Origin of the sequence: Nocardia gipuzkoensis (genome assembly GCF_021183645.1) — a bacterium.
GTDB lineage: Bacteria > Actinomycetota > Actinomycetes > Mycobacteriales > Mycobacteriaceae > Nocardia > Nocardia abscessus.
In genome coordinates, this window is the sequence record NZ_CP089225.1 from 5,890,588 (window position 1) to 5,910,637 (window position 20,050).

14 protein-coding genes are annotated in these 20,050 nt (G+C 69.1%); 10 read left to right on the forward strand and 4 right to left on the reverse strand.

Annotated features, from left to right (window positions below; all coding sequences use genetic code 11):
* Positions 1–116: 116 nt before the first annotated feature.
* Entirely contained in the window at positions 117–1,256 is a 1,140-nt protein-coding gene (locus LTT66_RS26925) for an XRE family transcriptional regulator (protein WP_233069411.1), read from the reverse strand.
* A 331-nt stretch (positions 1,257–1,587) separates the two neighbouring features.
* Here LTT66_RS26925 and LTT66_RS26930 point away from each other — a divergent pair, with 331 nt between their 5' ends.
* Positions 1,588–1,893 (forward strand): hypothetical protein, encoded by a 306-nt coding sequence (locus tag LTT66_RS26930; protein WP_083887588.1) that lies wholly within the window; start codon positions 1,588–1,590, stop codon positions 1,891–1,893.
* Here the strand turns inward: LTT66_RS26930 and LTT66_RS26935 are convergent.
* On the reverse strand, positions 1,795–4,371 hold the full coding sequence (locus LTT66_RS26935) for an AMP-binding protein (RefSeq protein WP_233061227.1): 2,577 nt from the start codon (positions 4,369–4,371) through the stop codon (positions 1,795–1,797). The two genes, LTT66_RS26930 and LTT66_RS26935, sit on opposite strands and share 99 nt — an antisense overlap.
* Before the next feature lie 114 nt (positions 4,372–4,485).
* Positions 4,486–5,370 (reverse strand): PAC2 family protein, encoded by an 885-nt coding sequence (locus tag LTT66_RS26940; RefSeq protein WP_043693102.1) that lies wholly within the window; start codon positions 5,368–5,370, stop codon positions 4,486–4,488.
* A gap of 159 nt (positions 5,371–5,529) precedes the next feature.
* On the opposite strand from LTT66_RS26940, the gene metH reads away from it, so the two are divergent.
* The 9 genes from metH to LTT66_RS26985 all read left to right on the forward strand — a co-directional run bounded on the left by metH (position 5,530) and on the right by LTT66_RS26985 (position 18,950).
* A complete protein-coding gene (gene metH, locus LTT66_RS26945; RefSeq protein WP_233061229.1) occupies positions 5,530–9,126 on the forward strand; it encodes a methionine synthase in 3,597 nt (1,198 codons plus the stop codon).
* Between the two features lie 577 nt (positions 9,127–9,703).
* Complete coding sequence (locus LTT66_RS26950) at positions 9,704–11,536, forward strand: serine/threonine-protein kinase (protein ID WP_233061232.1); 1,833 nt, start codon at positions 9,704–9,706, stop codon at positions 11,534–11,536.
* 334 nt (positions 11,537–11,870) lie between these two features.
* The gene (locus LTT66_RS26955) at positions 11,871–12,509 is read left to right on the forward strand and encodes an HAD family hydrolase (protein WP_233069412.1); all 639 of its coding nucleotides are present in this window, start codon (positions 11,871–11,873) and stop codon (positions 12,507–12,509) included.
* A 159-nt stretch (positions 12,510–12,668) separates the two neighbouring features.
* Complete coding sequence (locus LTT66_RS26960; protein WP_233061234.1) at positions 12,669–13,532, forward strand: HalD/BesD family halogenase; 864 nt, start codon at positions 12,669–12,671, stop codon at positions 13,530–13,532.
* Positions 13,533–13,576: 44 nt separating this feature from the next.
* A complete protein-coding gene (locus tag LTT66_RS26965) occupies positions 13,577–14,413 on the forward strand; it encodes a class I SAM-dependent methyltransferase (RefSeq protein ID WP_233061236.1) in 837 nt (278 codons plus the stop codon).
* Entirely contained in the window at positions 14,410–16,224 is a 1,815-nt protein-coding gene (locus LTT66_RS26970; protein ID WP_233061238.1) for a choline/carnitine O-acyltransferase, read from the forward strand. The genes LTT66_RS26965 and LTT66_RS26970 overlap by 4 nt, the downstream gene beginning before the upstream one ends.
* A gap of 100 nt (positions 16,225–16,324) precedes the next feature.
* Positions 16,325–16,606, forward strand: a complete 282-nt coding sequence (locus LTT66_RS26975) for a phosphoribosyl-ATP diphosphatase (RefSeq protein ID WP_174315390.1) — start codon at positions 16,325–16,327, stop codon at positions 16,604–16,606.
* A gap of 45 nt (positions 16,607–16,651) precedes the next feature.
* Positions 16,652–17,503: an ATP phosphoribosyltransferase gene (gene hisG / locus LTT66_RS26980; RefSeq protein WP_181723374.1), complete on the forward strand. Its 852-nt coding sequence runs from the start codon at positions 16,652–16,654 to the stop codon at positions 17,501–17,503.
* Positions 17,504–17,750: 247 nt separating this feature from the next.
* Positions 17,751–18,950 carry a YeiH family protein gene (locus LTT66_RS26985; RefSeq protein ID WP_233061240.1) on the forward strand — a complete coding sequence of 400 codons (1,200 nt, stop codon included), beginning with the start codon at positions 17,751–17,753 and terminating at the stop codon, positions 18,948–18,950.
* Positions 18,951–19,123: 173 nt separating this feature from the next.
* Here LTT66_RS26985 and LTT66_RS26990 read toward each other — a convergent pair whose 3' ends face one another.
* Entirely contained in the window at positions 19,124–20,035 is a 912-nt protein-coding gene (locus LTT66_RS26990) for a RecB family exonuclease (RefSeq protein WP_233061242.1), read from the reverse strand.
* Between the last annotated feature and the right edge of the window lie 15 nt (positions 20,036–20,050).

Sequence of the window (20,050 nt, forward strand, 5' to 3'; positions counted from 1 at the left end):
GTCGGTCACCGGGAACAGGGTAGTAGCGGGCCGGTCGCCGCCTGCACGACGTTCCGGTGTTCGGCGTGGCCGCGTCCGGTTCGTCACCGTTCGCCGTGGCTGCGGCGCGGAGCGGCTCACTCGACGGACAGCGAACGCAACTGCTCCAGGTACGCGCGGGTGCGCGGGTCGCCGGGGTAGAGCTCGATGATCTCCCGCGCGACTTCGCCCGCGATCCACATCAGCGACGGCAGCGAGCGCCTGCTGCCCGCGAACGCGCGCTTGCCCTCGGCCAACGCCAGTTCCAGATCGTGATCGCGCACCGCGACGACGGCCAGCGTCAGGTGCGCCTCGGAGACGCGCATCGGGTTGCGCAGCGTGCCGTCCGGACGGGTCGCGTTGCGGATCACCTCGCGCGCGTAGCTTTCGGCGAGCCGATCCTCGCCCGCGACCCGGCAGCAGTCCATCGCGTAGAAGTCGAACTTGTTCGCGTCGATCACGAAATGGTTGTCCAAATTCGCGGGGTGTTCGAGTCGCTCCAAGATAGCTCGCCCGTCATCGAGCGCGGCTTCCACCTCGCGCGGGTTGCCCAGCCTGGCCCAGGCTTTGGCACGCTGGGCGGCGAGCTGAACACCGACGCGCAGGTTCTGGCTTACTTCCAGCGTCGGCTGCACGGTCTCGATGACGCCGCGGTAGTTGCCCTGGGTGAGCGCGAACCACGCGGTCATTTCCGCTGCCCACGCCGCGATCTCGGTGTTCTCCGCCTCCTGGCCGAGCGATTCGGCGGCCCGGCGGGTCGCCTCGGCGGCGGTGCGCCGGCCCAGGTCGTAGTCGACGCAGCCGACCAGGAGTGCGACCCATCCGGCGAGAACGAGGATTTCGCGGTGCTGCGCCAGAGTCAGGCGACCGTCCAGCAACGAGGTGATCCTGCGCAGCCACGCGGTGCCCTCGGTGTGGAGGTCGTGGGGGTCGGCGTAGGAGTATTCGCAGCACAGGCGTTCGGCGGTGATCCGGATCGCCTCCAGTGTCACCGAGGACACATCGGACATGCGCAGTCTGCCGATGAACTCGAGCGTGTCCATGCCCGTCGCCGAGAGCAATTCGTCGTCCCGGTTCGGTCTCACCTTGGGAAAGAACGCCGCGGTCACCGTGTCGAAGGTGGCGGCGATGATGGGCGCGTAGAAGTCGTCGGGGCGTGATTCGCCCGATTCCCAACGGCGCCAGTTGCGTAGAAGAGTACTGTCGGTCGGCAGGTTGTGCGAAGACTTTCCACGCATCACGCGAACAGCGTCGGCTTGCGACCACCCCCTCGCGTCACGCTCGGAACGCATTCGGACAGCCCAGACGGGTCGATCGTCGGTAGCGGCCACGTCTGTAGTATCGCACCAGTTAACGTTCGGTGGCCCCAAGAGGGCAGGCAGATGTCCGTGTGTTGACAGCTACTTTCGCCGCACCGCGTTGTGCATGATCGAACTGGCGCCAAAAGTTAGCCAGGCCCTCCTGCAAGAGCAACTGCAAGTACATCTGCTCTTGCACGAAGCGCAATTACCCCGTAAAACGGGTGGATCCACATAAGAGAACAGCGATCCCAATCCAACGGAGGTTCGGGTGGAAGCGTTGATCTATGGATACTTGCGTGACGATCTGGCCGATGGCCACAGCAAGGAGCTCGAGGCCGCGATGAGCAGCCTCGCCCGGGAGGAAGGGCTGTGCTTCGCCGCAACGTTCCATGAATCGACCGGCGGCGACGGGACGGCTTTCGCCGAGCTCACGGCGGAACTCAAGCGCGCGGACGCGCATCACGTGGTGGTCCCGTCACTCGATCACTTTGCCGGTCAGACGATTCCGCGCGACATCCTGATCGCGAAGCTGGCTCAGGAGGCGGCGGCCCGGGTGTGGACCGTGGAGAGCTGAGCGCCGCGACCGAATTGCCCGGTACCGCACCGTTCCCCGATTTCGCAAACCGGTCGCCGTCGCCGTCGCGACCACACCCGCTGCCAGGGAAGCGAGCAGCCCCGCGAGCCGGTGCTGTTCGAACAGCGGGTACACCTGCCAGTGCAGCAGATAGGCGAACAGCGAGCTGTCGGCCAGCACTGCCGCGCAGGCGGCGACCACGGCGGGAACCCGGACCGCGGCGAACCACACCAGGACCAGCAAGCCCGCCATGACCAGCCGTTCCCGGTCGGGAACGCCGAAATACCCGGGCACCGTGACGAGTACGACGGCGCTGACCGTCATCCGCTGCCACAACGACGTCGCCTTCGCCGCCGCCCAGCCGAGCGCGAAGAGCCACACCGCCAGCGGGGAGAACGGAATATCCTTCGCCGTATACAGACCGAACGCCTGGTATCGGAAGACGAGGGTCAGCGCGACCAGCGCCAACGCGAACCAGAACGGCCCGGCGCGTTGCCACCGGTCCACCGAGGGGATCCGGATCAGCAGCGCGGCGGCCAGCATGAAGTACACGAGTACTTCGAGGAACCACAGGTGCCCGGCGCTGGCGCTGTCGTGCGGGCCGAGAATCTTGTTCAGTAACAGGACATTCTGCCAGCCGTAGTAGTCGGTGAACGTCAGCGTCAGGGCCACCCACAGCGCCGTCGGCGCCGCAATGTATGCCACGGCGCGCAGCGTGTGGCGCAAACGCTCGGCAGGTGGCGCCGCGGTCACCGCGAAGCGCGCGAAATTGAAGCCCGCTACGCCGAGCAGGACGTGCGCCGCGCCCCACAGCTGGAACACCCCGCCGTGCGAGCCCACGATCAGCACGATGCCGATGGCGCGCAGCAGCGTGCCGGTGTCGAGCGTCCGTCCGAAACGCCGGTGCTCCTCCGGGATCCGTTCGAGATCGGCCACCGGCGTGGTCGGCCAGTCGGTGGGGAGGCGGCCGAGCACCCGCTCCAGCCGTGCCGCGGTGGTCACGTAGGTGAGCGAATTGCCGCCGAGATCGATGAACGTGCTGTCCGGGCGGATCCGCGCGGGGTCGATGCCCAGAGCCCCGGCGTAGAGGGCGCGGATGTCCCGCGTTTGCGGGGCGGATCCGGCCAGACGGCGGATAGCCGGATAGTCGGGTTTGCCGTTGGGTAGCCGGGGCAGCCGCTCGACCGGGTGGACACGCACGGCGGCGGCGGGCAGACCGGACAGGCGCGCGACGATCCCGGTGGGATCGGATCGCGGACTCTGCACCGCGACGACCAGATGCGCGTCGGCGTCGGCGCAGCACGCGGTGAAACCGGCTTTCGCCAGGCCGGATTCGAGACGCTCCAGATCGATGCGCAGGCCGAAGATCTTGGCGAACCGGCTGCGCCTGCCGACCACCTGATAGAGGCCCTCCGGTGTGCGCCGGGCCAGATCGCCGGTACGCAGGGCCTCGACCGTGGCACCGAGCGCGAGATCCGCGGCGGAGGTCGCGTACCCCATCATCACGTTGGCCCCGCGATAGACCAGCTCGCGCGGCCCGTCCTCGTCGTCGACCGGTTCGAGGGTGAATTCGCCGCCGGGAATCGGGATTCCGATGCAGTCCGGATGCGCGCTCGCCAGATGGGCGGGCAGATACGCCATCCTGGCGGTCGCCTCGGTCTGGCCGTACATGACGACGAAGTCCCAGCCGGCTTCCCGGCCGAGCTCGGCGTACTCGCGCACGCGCTCCGGAGCGAGCTTTCCACCGGCCTGGGTGACGTAACGCAGGTGGGGCAGCGTCATGCGGGCGAAACCGATGCGGTCGAGCAGCTCGATGGTGTATGGAACGGCGGCGAAAGACGTTGCGCGACATTCCCGGAACGCCCGCCAGAATTCCGTATCCAATACCGACCGGTCGGTGAGCATGAGGCCCGCTCCGCACAGCAGGTGGCTGTGCACCACCGACAGCCCGTAGCAGTAGAACATGGGCAAGGTGGTGGCCGCGCAGTCCTGCGGGCCGATGGCCAGGTACTCGGCGATGGCCGCGGCGTTGGCGCGCAGGTTCGTGGCCGAGAGCCGGACCAGCTTCGGCGACCCGGTGGACCCCGACGTGCTCAGCAGCAGGGCGAGATCCGGATGCAGGCGATGCGCCGAGTTCTCCCGGATCACGCGGGCGCGGCCGGCGATGACGACGACATCCGGATCGTAGGCCTCCCGCAACTCCGCAGTGATCTCCTCGGTCAGCAACACGACGCATCCGGCGCTGAGCGCGCCGAGATACGCGACGAGTGAAGCGAGGTCGTTGCGGGCGGCGAGCGCGACGAGGCGGCGGGCCGGGCCCAACTCGGTCGCGTAGTCCTCGACCAGCGCGGCAAGCCGAGCGTAAGTCAACTGTCGGGCGGGCACGGCGCCGCCGTCCGCCTGGACAGAGGCGGGGCAATGGACGGCGATCCGGTCGTCGAAGCCGCGCAGACACTCGACGATCGGATGGACGGTCACCGGCGAAAGTGTAGGAGGCGGTCGTTTCCCGGCCCGAAGGTGGCCCCCTGGCGAACTTCCGGTGAACCCGGTGGCGCAGGCCCCCGGCATCGAAGGCGTCGCCGTGCTACTAGGTCAGAGACCGAAGCTGCCCGGACCTCGTCTGCGCAGGTATTTCTCGAATTCGGCCGCGATGGCGTCGCCATCGATCTTGGCCATCGCCTCGTTCACGTCCGCCGCGGCGTCGCCGCGCTCCTCCAGCGAGCGCACGTACTCGCTGATCTCCTCGTCGCCCACGGTCATCTCGTTGACCGCGGTCTCCCAGTCCTCGGCCTGCTTGGGCAGCTCACCGAGGGGCACCTCGATGTCGAGCACGTCCTCGACCCGGTGCAGCAGCGCGATGGTCGCCTTCGGGTTCGGCGGCTGGGAGACATAGTGCGGAACGGCGGCCCAGAACGACACCGCCGGGACGCCCGCCTTCACGCACTGGTCCTGCAGCACGCCGGTGATCCCGGTGGGGCCCTCGTAGCGGGTCTGTTCCAGGTTGAACCGCTCGGCCGCCTCCTTGCTGTAGGCCGAGCCGGTCACCGGCACCGGCCTGGTGTGCGGAGTGTCGGCGAGCAACGCGCCCAGGATGACCACGGTCTGGACCCCGAGCTGCTCGATGAACTCGAGCAGGTCGCCGCAGAAGCTGCGCCAGCGCATATTCGGTTCGATACCGCGCAGCAGCACCACGTCGCGGTCGCTGCCGGGCGGCGAGCAGACCGACAACATCGTCGACGGCCACTGGATTTCCCTGGTCACACCGTCCACCTGGCGCACGGTCGGCCGGTTGACCTGATAGTCGTAGTAGTCCTCGGAGTCGAGTTCGGCCAACGGTTCGGCGTCCCAGATCAGTTCCAGATGCTCGACGGCGCCGCTGGCCGCGTCACCGGCGTCGTTCCACCCCTCGAAGGCGGCGACCAGTACCGGATCCCGCAACGTCGGCAGTTCCGGATCGGGAGTTTCACTGGCGTTCACCCGGTCAGCCTACGGCGTACGGCGATATGGCGTGTCGTATGGCGGCCGGACGGGATGGCGTGTTTCCGCCGACGCGGTGGTCGCACGGGGTGTGGTCCAGGACACCGAGCCGCTACGTGGTGGGCCGGAACGTCGGCCCCGCCCACTACGCTGGAACGCATGTCTGCGTCCGTCCCCGCCGAGTTCGACACCACGCTACTCGACACGCTCCGCCGCCGTGTCGTCATCGGCGACGGTGCGATGGGCACCATGCTGCAAGCGGCCGAGCTGACCCTCGACGATTTCCGCGGGTTGGAGGGCTGTAACGAGATCCTCAACGACACCCGCCCCGACGTCCTGCGCGACATCCACCGGGCCTATTTCGAGGCGGGCGCCGACGCGGTCGAGACCAACACCTTCGGCTGCAACCTGCCCAACCTCGCCGACTACGACATCGCCGACCGGATTCGCGATCTCTCCGAGCGCGGCACCCGGCTGGCCCGCGAGGTCGCCGACGAGATGGGCCCGTCCTCCGACGGTACGCCGCGGTACGTGCTCGGTTCGATGGGGCCGGGCACGAAGCTGCCCACGCTGGGGCATGCCGGGTACGCCGCGCTGCGCGACGCCTACACCGAGGCCGCGCTCGGCATGCTCGACGGCGGCGCCGACGCCGTCCTCATCGAGACCTGCCAAGACCTGTTGCAGGTGAAGGCGGCGGTGACCGGCAGCCGGCGCGCGATGGCGAAGCTGGGCCGGCGGATTCCGATCATCACGCACGTCACGGTGGAGACCACCGGCACGATGCTGGTCGGCAGCGAGATCGGCGCGGCGCTCACCGCGCTGGAGCCGCTCGGCATCGACATGATCGGCCTGAACTGCGCGACCGGACCGGACGAGATGAGCGAGCATCTGCGGCACCTGTCCCGGCACGCGCGGGTGCCGGTCTCGGTGATGCCGAACGCGGGGCTGCCGGTGCTCGGCGCCCACGGGGCGGTGTACCCGCTCAGCCCCGAGGATCTGGCGGTCGCGCTGCGCGGGTTCGTCAGCGAGTTCGGACTGGCCCTGGTCGGCGGCTGCTGCGGGACCACGCCCGAGCACATCCGGCAGGTCACCGCCGCGGTGCGCGAGGTGGAGCCCACCTTGGCGCCGATCGCCGAGCGGCGCGCGCCGGTGCACGAGCCGAGCGTGTCCAGTATGTACACCGCGGTGCCGTTCGAGCAGGACGCTTCGGTCCTGATGATCGGCGAGCGCACGAACGCCAACGGTTCCAAGGCCTTCCGGGACGCCATGCTGGCGGAGGACTGGCAGAAATGCCTGGACATCGCGAAGGACCAGATTCGCGACGGCGCGCACATGCTGGACCTGTGCGTCGACTACGTCGGCCGCGACGGGACCCGCGATATGACGGAACTGGCCGGCCGGCTGGCCACCGCCTCGACGCTGCCGATCATGCTCGACTCCACCGAGACCCCGGTGCTACAGGCCGGGCTGGAGCACCTCGGCGGGCGTTGCGCGGTGAACTCGGTGAACTACGAGGACGGCGACGGTCCCGATTCGCGTTTCCAGCAGACCATGCGGCTGGTCGCCGAGCACGGCGCCGCGGTGGTCGCGCTGACCATCGACGAGGAGGGCCAGGCCCGCACCGCGGCGAAGAAGGTGGAGATCGCCGAACGGCTGATCGCCGACATCACCGGCAACTGGGGGCTGTCGGAGAGCGACATCATCATCGACACGCTCACCTTCACCCTGGGCACCGGCCAGGAGGAGTCGCGCCGCGACGGCGCGGAGACCATCGAGGCCATTCGCGAGCTCAAGCGCCGCCACCCGCGGGTGCAGACCACCTTGGGTCTGTCCAACATCTCCTTCGGTCTCAACCCCGCGGCCCGGCAGGTGCTCAATTCGGTCTTCATGCACGAATGCGTGGAGGCCGGTCTGGATTCCGCGATCGTGCACGCCTCCAAGATCCTTCCGATCAGCCGGATTCCGGACGACCAGCGCGAGGCCGCGCTGGATCTGGTGTACGACCGCCGCGCCGAGGGCTACGACCCGCTGCAGAAGCTGATGGCGCTGTTCGAAGGGGTGTCCACCTCGTCGTCGAAGGCGTCGCGGGCGGAGGAACTGGCCGCGCTGCCGCTGTTCGAGCGGCTGGAGCGGCGAATCGTCGACGGTGAACGCGCGGGGATGGAGGCCGACCTGGACGCGGCCATGACCGAGGTGCCGCCGCTGCGGATCATCAACGAGACCCTGCTGGCGGGGATGAAGACGGTCGGTGAGCTGTTCGGGTCCGGCCAGATGCAGCTGCCGTTCGTGTTGCAGTCCGCCGAGGTGATGAAGGCCGCCGTCGCGTACCTCGAGCCGCACATGGAGGCCACCGACGACAGTGGCAAGGGCCGCATCGTGCTGGCCACGGTCAAGGGCGACGTGCACGACATCGGCAAGAACCTGGTGGACATCATCCTGTCCAACAACGGCTACGAGGTGGTCAACCTCGGCATCAAGCAGCCGATCTCGACCATCCTCGACGCGGCGGTGGACAAGAAAGCGGACGTCATCGGCATGTCCGGCCTGCTGGTGAAGTCGACCGTGGTGATGAAGGAGAACCTCCAGGAACTCAACGCCAAGGGTGTGGCCGAGCAGTTCCCCGTCCTGCTCGGCGGCGCGGCCCTCACCCGCTCGTACGTGGAGAACGACCTCACCACCGTCTACGAAGGCGATGTGCACTACGCGCGCGACGCGTTCGAGGGACTGCGGCTGATGGACGACATCATGACCCGCAAGCGTGGCGGCGGGCTCGACCCGGACAGCCCGGAGGCCATCGCCGAGCGGGAGCGGGCCGCCGAGCGCAAAGCGCGCCACGAGCGCTCCAAGCGGATCGCCGCCGAGCGCCGGGCGGCCGAGGTGCCCGTCGTGGTGCCCGAACGCTCCGATGTCGCGGCCGACCTGCCGGTGCCGGTGCCGCCGTTCTGGGGCACGCGGGTGGTGAAAGGCCTCGCCCTGCAGGAGTACTCGGGCCTGCTCGACGAAAGGGCCTTGTTCCTGGGGCAGTGGGGGCTGCGTGGGCAGCGGGCCGGCGACGGCCCCAGCTACGAGGAACTGGTGGAGACCGAGGGCAGGCCGCGCCTGCGCGCCTGGCTGGACCGGCTGAGCACGGAAGGCGTGTTGCAGCATGCCGCGGTGGTCTACGGGTACTTCCCGGCGGTGTCCGAAGGCGACGAGGTCGTCGTGCTCACCGAACCGGATCCCGATGCGCCGCAACGGTATCGGTTCACATTCCCGCGCCAGCAGCGCGACCGGTTCCTGTGCATCGCCGACTTCCTCCGTTCGCGGGAATACGCCAGGACGACCGGTCAGGTCGACGTCTTGCCGTTCCAGCTGGTCACCATGGGTCAGCCGATCGCCGACTTCGCCAACGAGCTGTTCGCAGGCGACAGCTACCGCGATTACCTGGAGGTGCACGGCATCGGCGTCCAGCTCACCGAGGCGCTCGCCGAGTACTGGCATCGCCGCATCCGGGAGGAACTCGTCCTCGACGGCCACGCGGTCGCCGACTCCGACCCGGACGACGTGCAGGAGTACTTCAAGCTCGGCTATCGCGGCGCGCGCTACTCCTTCGGCTACGGCGCCTGCCCCGAGTTGGAGGACCGCGCCAAGCTGGTCGATCTGCTCGAGGCCGATCGCATCGGTGTCGTGCTGTCCGAAGAGTTGCAGCTGCATCCGGAACAGTCCACCGACGCGTTCGTCCTGCTGCATCCGGAGGCGAAGTACTTCAACGCGTAAGCGTTCGCGGATGCGGTGCGGCGCCGACGGCCGGAGGGCCTCGGTATCGCGCTGTCAGCGCGAACGCGGCTGCCCGGACGTCGGCCAGGGATCGCTTCTGGGCCGTTTCGGCGCGTCTGCTTCGGCGCGGGTCGGTGCCCCTGATTCCTGACGCTCACCCTTGACAGACCGCTTGGTCTGTCGAGGTGTCCGAAGTGGTTCGCCACGCGCGTGGTGTGGTGTCGCGGCCGAGGGGCGCCCGGCGAGTCATAGTGAAATGCTCTCGTCCCAAGGGCCTTTGCTACCTGCCCCGATGTCCTGTCTCGCGGGAATCGGAGCGATCTTCGGCGCGTCACGGTGCCCGGGCGCGCGGTGTTTACCTGGGCGATCGCCCATCCCCGCGCCGGGAGGTGGATGTCTGTCGGGTGGATGTGCCATTGTCGAAGGCGTTGTAACTGCATCCGGGGCAGTCGGCGGATGCGTTCGCTTCCCTGCTCAGCGGTGCAAAGCAGCTCGGCGCGTACGCTTTCGGAGTCTTTCCGGACGTGCGCGTGGAATGCGAAACGGCTAGGCGCGCACGTAGGAGAGGCACACCACCATGACGGCGGATCGATTGATCGCGGGACGGTACCGGCTCACGGATCCGATCGGCACCGGCGCCATGGGGGTGGTCTGGCGGGCCACCGATGTCCGGTTGCAGCGCACCGTGGCGGTCAAACAGGTGCTGCTCGGTCCCGGGTTGTCCGGTTCGGCGGCGCTGGAAGCGAAACGACGGGCCATGCGGGAAGGCCGGATCGCGGCGCGGCTGCACCATCCGAATGCCATCACCGTGTTCGACGTGGCCGAGGAGGACGGCCAGCCCTGGCTGGTCATGGAGTACATGGATGCGCCGAGCCTGGCGACCAAACTGTCGGGCAATCGCACGCTGCCCCCGATCGAGGTCGCCGAGATCGGTGCGCAGGCGGCCGGCGCCCTGGCCGCCGCGCACGACGCGGGGATCATGCACCGGGACGTGAAACCGGCGAACCTGCTGGTCGCCGACGACGGCACCGTCAAGATCACCGATTTCGGCATTTCCCGCGCGGTCGGCGACGTGACGGTCACGGCCACCGGCTTCCTCGCCGGGACGCCGGCCTATCTGTCGCCCGAGGTGGCGCGCGGCGAGGATCCGGAACCGGCTTCCGACGTCTTCGCGCTCGGTTCGACGCTGTACGCGGCGGTGCAGGGCGCCCCGCCGTTCGGCGAAGGTGACAACCCGCTCGCCCTGCTGCACGCGGTCGCGGGGGCCGACATCCCGCCACCCGAGTCCGCGGGTCCGCTGGGGCCGGTGCTGATGTACCTGCTCGCACCGGCCGTCGCGGACCGCCCGACCATGCGGGAGGCGAAAGCGGCCCTCGAAGCCGTTGCGGCGGGCCGGAATCCCGAGCTGCCCGCGTCGGTTACCACAGTGATCCCCGCGCCCGTCACAGCGACCGCGGCGACGACCGTCCTCCCGAACCGAGCCACTGCCGTATCGCCGGAGCAGACGAGTGACGACGTCACCGCGGTCGTGCCCTTCGCCGCGTCGGGTCTCTCCGCGCCGCAATCGGTTACGTCACCACCGGTACCGGGGCGGGCTCGGGTGGCGGCGACGTTGCCGGGCGTTCTGAGTACCCGGCGGCGCGGCCGACTGGTGGCCGTGGAAGTCGCCGCCGTGGTCGTGGTGCTGATCCTGGTCGGCATCGTCGCGACGCTGGCGACAGTAGACGGCGAAGGCGACGCCGCTCCGACGTCGTCGGCCGTGCCGCCGGCCGCAGTGGCGCCGGAGAATGCGCCGTCACCGGCCGACGCGTCCGGATCGGAGCCGCCCCGAGCCCCGGCCCAGGCGCCCGCGCAAGCCCCGGCGCAGGCGCCCGCCTCGGCGGGGCAAGTGCCGACTGCCGGACCGGTGCCGGGGCCCGCTACCACCTCCGCGGCTGCCGTGCCGCCCCCGCCCGCCCCGGGAGTCACCCCACCGGCACAGACGACGGTCCCCGCGCCGAGCACCACCGCGCCGCCGCCGAGCAGCACGCCCCAGCCCGCCACGTCGACCCCTGCTCCGACCACCTCCGGCCCGAGCGCCACCGCGACGACCACCCCGTCCGGCCCGCCGACGCCGGAGGGCATCGCCTCGTTCATCCAGGGCTACTACGGCATGCTGCCCGCCAACGTGTCCGGCGCCTGGGCGCAGCTGGCGCCCGGATACCAGGCGCAGACCGGCTACAACTCCTACGTGAACTTCTGGGGCACGATTCGCTCGGTGAGCGTGGGTTCGGTCACGCAGAAAGGTGCGAACAGGGCAGTGGTCGCCCTGACCTATACCCTGAAGAACGGCACGACGACCTCCGAGAACCGCTGGATCGAGGTTGTCGGCGACAGTGCCAAGCTGCAGATCGCCGGATCGGGCACCTAGTCGTGTCCGCGCGGCTCGGCGCTGACCGTGTGCCGACTTCGGCGTGACTGCCCAGCTCGTCCAGCTCTCTCGGCCTTGCTCCGGCTCGGTGGGCTGCGCAGGCACGCCGAGTGGTGTCGTTCGTGTGGCTGTCTCGGCCTCGCGCGGCGCGGCACGATGGACGGGACGCGGGGCGGTGCCCGGTCCATCCGGTTGCACGGGCGGGCCCGGTGGTGCGGTTCGGGGCCGACTTGCCGGGTGGCCTGCGAATGGCACCGAGCAGTGCTCATGACATGGACGAGATAGAGGAGACGTACCGAACGTGACAGCGCGACTGGCCGGGGTGCTCTGGGACATGGACGGCACGCTGCTCGACTCGGAGAAACTCTGGGACGTCGCGGTGCGCGAACTCGCACGTGAGCACGGACACGAGATGACCGACGAGATCCGGCACGCGCTGATCGGGGCCTCGGGCCCGAACGCCCTGCGGATCATGTTCACCGGCCTGGGTATCGAGCCGAACCCGGACTCGCTGCGGGCGGCGGGGGAGTTCCTGGAACGGCGGGTGACCGAGTTGATGACCGGCCCCATTCCTTGGCGTCCGGGCGCGAAGGACGCGCTGGCCCTGGTTCGCGCCGCGGGTCTGTCCAGCGCGCTCGTCACCAATACCAAGCGGTCGCTCACGGAGTTCGGGCTCGACACTTTGGGGCGCGACTTCTTCGATGTCTCGGTTTGCGGCGACGAGGTGGCGCAGGGCAAGCCGGAGCCGGATGTCTATTTACGCGCCGCCGAGATGCTCGGTCTCGATCCGGAACACTGTGTGGCGGTGGAGGACTCGCCCACCGGCGCCCGTGCGGCCCAGGCGGCGGGCTGCGCACTGGTGGTGGTCCCGTGTGAGATCCCGGTGCCGCACGTGCCGGGGCGGACGTTCCGTGATTCGCTGATCGGTCTCACCATCGAAGACCTCGAACACGCTCTGCGCGTGCGTGGTTGAGCCGTTCGAGCGCGTGCGGTACGGCGACATGACCGGTCCCGTAGGCCGAGAGTTACTGTGCCGCAACGGGTGTGCGCGCAGATAGTAGGTGTGACCGTGATCACCGGCAATCTCGCCGAATCCCGGGCGTGTCGGCGAACGCTCCACCAAAATGACGCCATGGCAGCGTTGGGCGTACTCGACGAGATCGTAGATTCCACACGGTATCCCCTGGCGGATCCGGAAGGGCCGGCGCTGCGGGAGGCGGTGCGGCGCGCCCGTGCGGAACTGGCCGACACCGGGTGCACCGTCCTGCGCGGTTTCATCCGCCCTGAGCTGGCCGAGACCCTGCGAGCGCAGGGGGAGTCGATGGCCCCGCACGCGCACTACGAGGTCGAACAGGTCAACGCCTACAACATTCCGCTGGACGCCGAACTCCCGGAGGATCATCCGGGCCGGATCGTGCTGCAGCGGGGCAACGCCTTCGTACCCCGCGACCGCATCCCCGTGGACGCGCTGATCCACCGCCTCTACACCGACGAGCTGTTCCAGCGCTTCGTCGCCGACTGCTTCGGGCTGTCCGAGCTGCACGAGTTCGCCGATCCGCTTGCCGGACTGTGCCTCAATGTCGTCGCGCCCGGTATGTCGCATCCCTGGCATTTCGACACCAACGAATTCACCGTCTCCATGCTGACCCAGCCCGCCGAGGACGGTGGCGTCTTCGAGTACTGCCCCAACATCCGCACACCCGAGGCGGAACACCTCGACGACGTCCGCGACGTGCTGACCGGCACCGGCGAGCGTTTCGTCCAGCGGCTCGAATTGCGTCCGGGCGACCTGCAGCTGTTCCAGGGTCGCTTCTCGTTGCACCGCGTCTCACCCGTCGCCGGTGCGCGTCAGCGCCATTCGGCCATCTTCGCCTACACCGATCGTCCCGGGATGGTCGGCACGGTGGAACGCACCCGGCAGTTGTTCGGCCGCGTGCTCCCCGACCATCTAGCCGCCGCGGCCGACGCTGTCCGGGGCGATCGACTGCTCGACTGAGCCGAACGGCTCGACTGACCGAGCTCGACCCGAGAGGACCGACAGTGCCAGTGCCGTTACACACGACCGGGAAAGCGTCTTTCGACGATATCTACGACCGCCCCGATCCGCGCGCGTACTACGCGCGCATGTCCGATCTGGACTACCGCATTCCGGAACTGGCCAAACCGTTCTTCCAGCAGCAGATTCGAGAATTCCGCGCTTCCGCCCGGGTCGCCGTGCCGACCGTGCTCGACATCGGCTGCTCCTACGGCGTGAACGCCGCGCTGCTGCGTCTGGACACCACGATCGGCGACCTGGCCGAGCACTATGCCGTCACCGACATCGATCGAGCCGGTTTGATCCGGCGCGACCGAGCCCGCGTCGCGGCGCGGGCCGGAGCCGACGACGTCCGCTTCCTCGGCATGGACGCCGCCCGCCCGGCCCTCGACTACGCGCACGAGGCCGGGCTCCTGCACGACGTGGTACACGCCGACCTGGAGTCCGGCGAACCGAACGACGAGCAGCGAGCCCTGCTCGCGACCGCCGATCTGGTCGTCTCCACCGGCTGCATCGGCTACGTCACCGAGAAGACCTTGACGCGCGTGGCCACCGCGCACCCGCGCAGGCGGCCGTGGATGGCACACTTCGTATTGCGCATGTTCGACTTCGCGCCGATCGAGGCGGAACTCGCCTCGCTCGGCTACCGGACCGAGCAGGCGCCGGGGTTGTACGAGCAGCGCAGGTTCGCCTCCACGGCCGAGCAGGCGCAGGTGCTGAACACCCTGTCCGCCAATGGGATCGACACCACCGGCCGGGAAGATCAGGGGTGGCTGTATGCCAACCTGTACCTGTCCAGGCCGCTGCCGAAACATCACGCCGACACCGAGGATCCGCATTGACCGAACGCACCTTCGCCGCCGACGACCACCTACCCCGGGTGCCCCTGCCGACGCTGGAGGACAGCTGTGGCCGATTCCTGCAGTGGTGCGAGCCGCTGCTGACGGCCGACGAGCTCGCCGCCACCCGGGCGGCGGTCGACGACCTGCTGCGACCCGACGGGCCGGGCCGAACGCTGCACGCGGCGCTCGCGGAGTACGACGCGACGCCCGGTGTGGGCAGCTGGCTGGACCTGTTCTGGCCGTCGCGGTATCTGGGCAGGCGGGACCGGATCGCCCTGAACGCGAATTTCTTCTTCTTGTTCCGGGACGACACGCCCCTGGCGGTCTCCACCGCCGCCACCCAGGTGGACCGCGCCGCGGGCATCATCTCCGCCGCCGTCGACTACAAGCTGGCCCTCGACCAGGAGGCCGTCCCGGCGGTGACCCAGCGCGGGCAGAAGCTGTCCATGTGGCAGAACAAGTACCTGTTCTCCGAGACCAGGATTCCCGGCGTGGAGCAGGACACCGTGCGCGTCCCCTACAGCGCGGAATGGCCGGGCCCCTCGCAGGCCCGGCACATCGTGGTGTTCTTCCGCGGCAGCACGTTCCGGATGGACGTTCTCGGGCCGGACGGGGCGCCGTACTCGCCGGAGGATCTCGCCGACGGGCTGCGCGCCGTGCTGAAGGCGGGCGCCCGCCCCACCCCCACCGACTCCGCCGTGGGGCACCTCACCACCAAGGCCCGCGCGGAGTGGGCGCAGAGCAGGCAGCGGCTGCTCGCCGAGCCGGTGAACGCCGCGGCGCTGGACGCGATCGAGACCGCGCTGTTCGCCATCTGCCTCGAGGACTTCGCTCCCCGCGACGAACTGCACGCCTGCGATCAGCTGCTGCACGGTGACAGCGCCAACCGGTGGTTCGACAAGTCGGTGTCGTTCATCGTCTTCGCCGACGGACAGGCGGGCATCAACGTCGAACACTGCGGACTCGACGGCACCACCATCCTGTCGTTCGTGGACAGCCTGCTGGAAACCCCGGTGCCCGAACACGCCGCGCGTTCCGGCGCGCAGGCGCAGGGGCTGCCCGCGGTCGAGCCGATCGAGTTCGTGCTGGACGCGGCGCAGCGCAGCGATATCGCCGCGGCGGGCGCCGCCTTCGCCGACTATGCCGCCCAGAACGCCACCCAGACGGTGTCGTTCCCGGACTTCGGCACCGCCAGGGCCAAGCAGCTGGGCATCTCGCCGGACGCGTTCGCCCAGCTGAGCTATCAGCTGGCCCACCGGCGCAGCAAGGGGCTCACCGGCGCCACCTATGAGTCCATCGCGACCAGGCAGTATCGCAACGGTCGCACCGAGGCCATGCGGGTGGTCACCCCGGAGATGATCGCCTTCGTGGACACCATGCAGGACCCGGACGCGGGCGCGGAGGCTCAGCTCGCCGCGGCGCGGACGGCCGCGGCCGCGCACGTGGAACGGGCCAAGCAGTGCCAGGCCGGAGACGCGCCCGAGCAGCACCTGTGGGAGCTGCAGTGGATCCAGCGCCGTCGCGGTGCGGAGCTGGGCGTCACCGACCCTATCCCGCTCTACGACAGCCCCGGCTGGACGATCATGCGCGACGACTACTTGAGCACCAGCTCGGCGCCGTCGGTGAACATCCGCTACTTCGGTTTCGGTTCCACCAGCTCCCGGTGCATCGGCGTCGCCTACGTCCTGCTCCCGGACCGCTGGAACCTCTACCTCGCCACGCCGAAGCCGGTGGCCGACCAGATGCACGCCTTCGCCGACCACCTCCGCACGGCGGTCGCCGACCTGCAGGCATTGCTCGCCGGGAACTAGGCCGTCGCCGCCCGGTTCTTCCGCCCCGCCGGGGGCGGGGGAGCCGGGCGGGCGCCGTTTCCGGCCATCGTGGGCCGGAGCAACGGACCCGCATCCGGGTCTGAAACAATGGCTCATCGTGAAGAACTTCGAATCCCTGTTCGCCGAGCTGCAGGATCGTGCGGTCAACCGCCCCGAGGGGTCCGGAACCGTTGCCGCGCTGGACGCGGGCGTGCATACCCAGGGTAAGAAGGTGCTCGAGGAGGCGGGCGAGGTGTGGCTGGCCGCCGAACACGAGAGCGACGAGTCGCTCGCCGAGGAGATCTCCCAGCTGCTGTATTGGGTGCAGGTGCTGATGGTGGGTCGCGGGCTGAAGCTCGAAGACGTGTACCGACATCTGTGACGGCCGTCCGACACCCCGTTTCTCCTCCCGAAAGGACTTCCTCCCATGCTGCGCGTCGCAGTCCCCAACAAAGGCGCCCTGTCCGAATCCGCCGTATCGATCCTCTCCGAAGCGGGCTACCGCAAGCGCACCGATTCGCGTGACCTGACCGTGCTCGACCCGGCCAACCAGGTCGAGTTCTTCTTCCTGCGGCCCAAGGACATCGCGATCTACGTCGGTTCCGGTGAACTCGACCTGGGTATCACCGGACGCGATCTCGCGCTGGATTCCGGCGCGCCGGTCCAGGAACGCCTCGCCCTCGGTTTCGGCCGCTCCACCTTCCGCTACGCCGCCCCGGCCGGGCGGGAGTGGAAGGTCGAGGACCTCTACGACAAGCGCATCGCCACCTCCTACCCGAACCTGGTGCTGAGCGATCTGCGCCGCCGCGGCATCGAGGCCGAGGTGATCCGCCTGGACGGTGCGGTGGAGATCTCCATCCAGCTCGGCGTGGCCGACGCCATCGCCGACGTCGTCGGCTCGGGGCGCACGCTGCGTCAGCACAATCTGGTGGCGTTCGGTGAATCGCTGTGCGACTCCGAGGGCGTGCTCGTCGAACGCAAGGACGCCGACCAGGACGACCGGGCGCGCAACCAGCTCGTCGCCCGGGTGCAAGGCGTGGTCTTCGCCCAGCAGTACGTCATGCTGGACTACGACTGCCCCAAGGACCTGCTCGACGAGGCCTTCGTCATCACCCCGGGACTGGAGTCGCCCACCGTGGCGCCGCTGGCCGACACCGGCTGGATGGCGGTGCGCGCGTTGGTTCCGCGCAAGCAGAGCAACGAGCTGATGGACAAGCTGGCCGATCTGGGCGCGAAAGCGATCCTGGCCACCGACATTCGCTCCTGCCGCGCATTCTGAACGCCGGATTCGTCCGATCCGCCTGGATCCGTTCAGGCTGAGCGCAATCGGTGTGCACTGTGACCGGGTGTTGCTACCGTGCGGCCTCTCGATGAGGAAACGCAAGGAGCCCCCTGTCACAGTCACCGCCCGAGGAACAGTCGGGCAGCACATTCACCTGGAACGAGGACTGGCTGGCGGCGATCGCCGGGCTGATCCTGATCGCGCTGGTCCTGCTCGGCGTGATTCCGGACTGGCTGGTGCCGTGATGGCCGGGACCGGCGCCGGAGCGGCGAACGAACCGAAAGCGCTGACGGACAACGAATCCGGCGCGAAGGCAGCGCCCGGCGAACTTCCGTCCTCGGAGACCGAAGCGGTGCGGGCGGCGTCCCGGCCGACCGCGGGGGCCATCGTGGCCGGTGTCGCGGTCGTCCTCGTGCTCGGCGCCCTCACCCGCTACTTCGAGACGCACGTCCCGCGGTGGGCGGCGGACACGCCGTTCAAACGGGTCGCCAAGTCGATCGAATACCCGGTGTACGCCATCGCGCTCGGCTTGATCGGCAACCTCGTGCTCACCAGACTGGCCTTGCGTGAACGGCTTTCGGCGGGCTTCCGCACCGAGTTCTTCATCAAGACCGGCGTGGTGCTGCTCGGCGCGTCGATCAATCTGAAGATCCTGGTCACCGCGGCGGGCCCGTCGATCCTGCAAGCGCTACTGCTGATCACGGCCGTGTTCGGCTTCACCTGGTGGCTGGGTGGACGGCTCGGGCTGGACGACAAGCTGCGCGCGATGCTGTCCTCGGCGGTGTCGATCTGCGGTGTCAGCGCGGCCATCGCCGCGGCGGGGGCGGTCCAGGCGCGGCGCGAGCAGATCGCCTACGCGGCCTCGCTGGTGATCGTCTTCGCGCTGCCCTCGATCTTCCTGCTGCCCTGGCTGGCGGAGGCGCTCGGGTTGCCGGACGCGGTAGCGGGTGCCTGGATCGGCGGCAATATCGACACCACGGCGGCGGTCGCGGCCGCGGGCGCCATTGCGGGGGAGCAGGCGCTACAGATCGCCACCATCGTCAAGACCACGCAGAACGCCCTGATCGGCGTCGTCGCGATCGCGCTGACCGCGTACTTCACGCTGCGCGTCGAGCGGACGCCGGGGGCGGTGCGGCCGTCGGCACGCCAGTTCTGGGGGCGGTTTCCGAAGTTCGTGCTCGGCTTCATCGCCGCGTCCGTCATCGGCACGCTGTACCTGCAGGCGGTGGACAAGAAGTCGGGCGCGGCGCACATCGCGATCGTCAACGATCTGCGCACCTGGTTCCTGATCTTCGCCTTCGTCTCCATCGGCCTGGAGTTCTCGCTGCGCGGGCTCCGCGAAGCGGGGTGGCGACCGGTGGTGGTGTTCGGATCCGCGGCGGTCGTGAACCTCGCTGTGGGCCTCGGACTTTCGGTGTTGCTGTTCCACGACTTCACCGTCTGAGGAGTCGGCTCGTGCTGCCCCGGGGCGCGGCGGGTGATGCGGCCCGCCCGGTCCGCATCACGATCGTGGGTGCCGGACGGCCCGGGAGCTACACCATCGACGCATTGATGAAGTCCGGCGCCGAGGTGGGCGTCGACCGTCCGGCCCAGCCGGCCCGCCGTCCGATTGCTCGTCTATTCGGACACCGCTTCGGCCAGGGTCTCGTCCGGTGACTCGATCACGCCGCCGCTGGGCCAGCCAGGGTAGGGCGGCGGCGTGCCGCCGAACGCCGGGCACAGCGGCTTGTAGTCGCAGTACGAGCACATCCGGCTGGTGTTCGGCTGGAACTCTCCGGTGCGGCCGGCCTCCAGGATGGCCGTCCACAGTGCCGAGAGCGTGCGCTCGAAACGCAGGAGCTCCTGCTCGTCGGGGGCGTAGGTGAGGATCTGCTCGTCGGCCAGGTAGAGCAGCCGTAGCTGGGCAGGGACGAGGCCACGGGTGCGCAGCACCACCAGGGCGTAGAACTTCAGCTGGAACAGCGCCTTGGTCTCCTGCGTCGGCCCCGGCGCGCGGCCGGTCTTGTAGTCGACCACCCGCAAAGCCCCGGTCGGCGCGACATCGATCCGGTCGACGAAGCCGCGCAGCAGCGCGCCGTCGGCGAGTTCGACCTCCACCCGCGCCTCGCGCGACTCCGGATCGAACCGAGTCGGATCCTCCAGCCGGTAGTAGCGGCGCACCAGCGCGCGCACCTCGCCGAGAAAACCGTCGAGCAGCTCCTCGTTGATCAGCTGCGCGACCTCCGGCTGCTCGGCGTGCACCCGCGCCCACGCCGACGGCACCAGCGCCTCGGCGCGCTCGGGCACCCGCTCGGCCGCGGGCAGCCCGTAGAGGTCCTCCAGCACCGCGTGCACCACCGTGCCGCGCACCGCGTGCACCGAGGGCTGCTCGGGTATCCGATCGATCGCCCGGAGCCGGTATTTCAGTGGACACTGCTTGAAATCCGTTGCCCGGGAAGGCGACAGCGCGGGCCGGGCGCGGCTCGGCGTCGCATCGGGCTCGGACGTCCGCGCGTCGTCGGCAGGGGGCGTGGACACGGGCGAGCACATACCTGGCAGGCTATC

Bases quoted from the DNA above. Each gene is read 5' to 3' on its own strand.
- LTT66_RS26925 (WP_233069411.1), bottom strand. From the start codon at position 1,256: ATGCGTGGAAAGTCTTCGCACAACCTGCCGACCGACAGTACTCTTCTA.
- metH (WP_233061229.1), top strand. From the start codon at position 5,530: ATGTCTGCGTCCGTCCCCGCCGAGTTCGACACCACGCTACTCGACACG.
- LTT66_RS26950 (WP_233061232.1), top strand. From the start codon at position 9,704: ATGACGGCGGATCGATTGATCGCGGGACGGTACCGGCTCACGGATCCG.
- LTT66_RS26955 (WP_233069412.1), top strand. From the start codon at position 11,871: ATGGACGGCACGCTGCTCGACTCGGAGAAACTCTGGGACGTCGCGGTG.
- LTT66_RS26960 (WP_233061234.1), top strand. From the start codon at position 12,669: ATGGCAGCGTTGGGCGTACTCGACGAGATCGTAGATTCCACACGGTAT.
- hisG (WP_181723374.1), top strand. From the start codon at position 16,652: ATGCTGCGCGTCGCAGTCCCCAACAAAGGCGCCCTGTCCGAATCCGCC.
- LTT66_RS26985 (WP_233061240.1), top strand. From the start codon at position 17,751: ATGGCCGGGACCGGCGCCGGAGCGGCGAACGAACCGAAAGCGCTGACG.
- LTT66_RS26990 (WP_233061242.1), bottom strand. From the start codon at position 20,035: ATGTGCTCGCCCGTGTCCACGCCCCCTGCCGACGACGCGCGGACGTCC.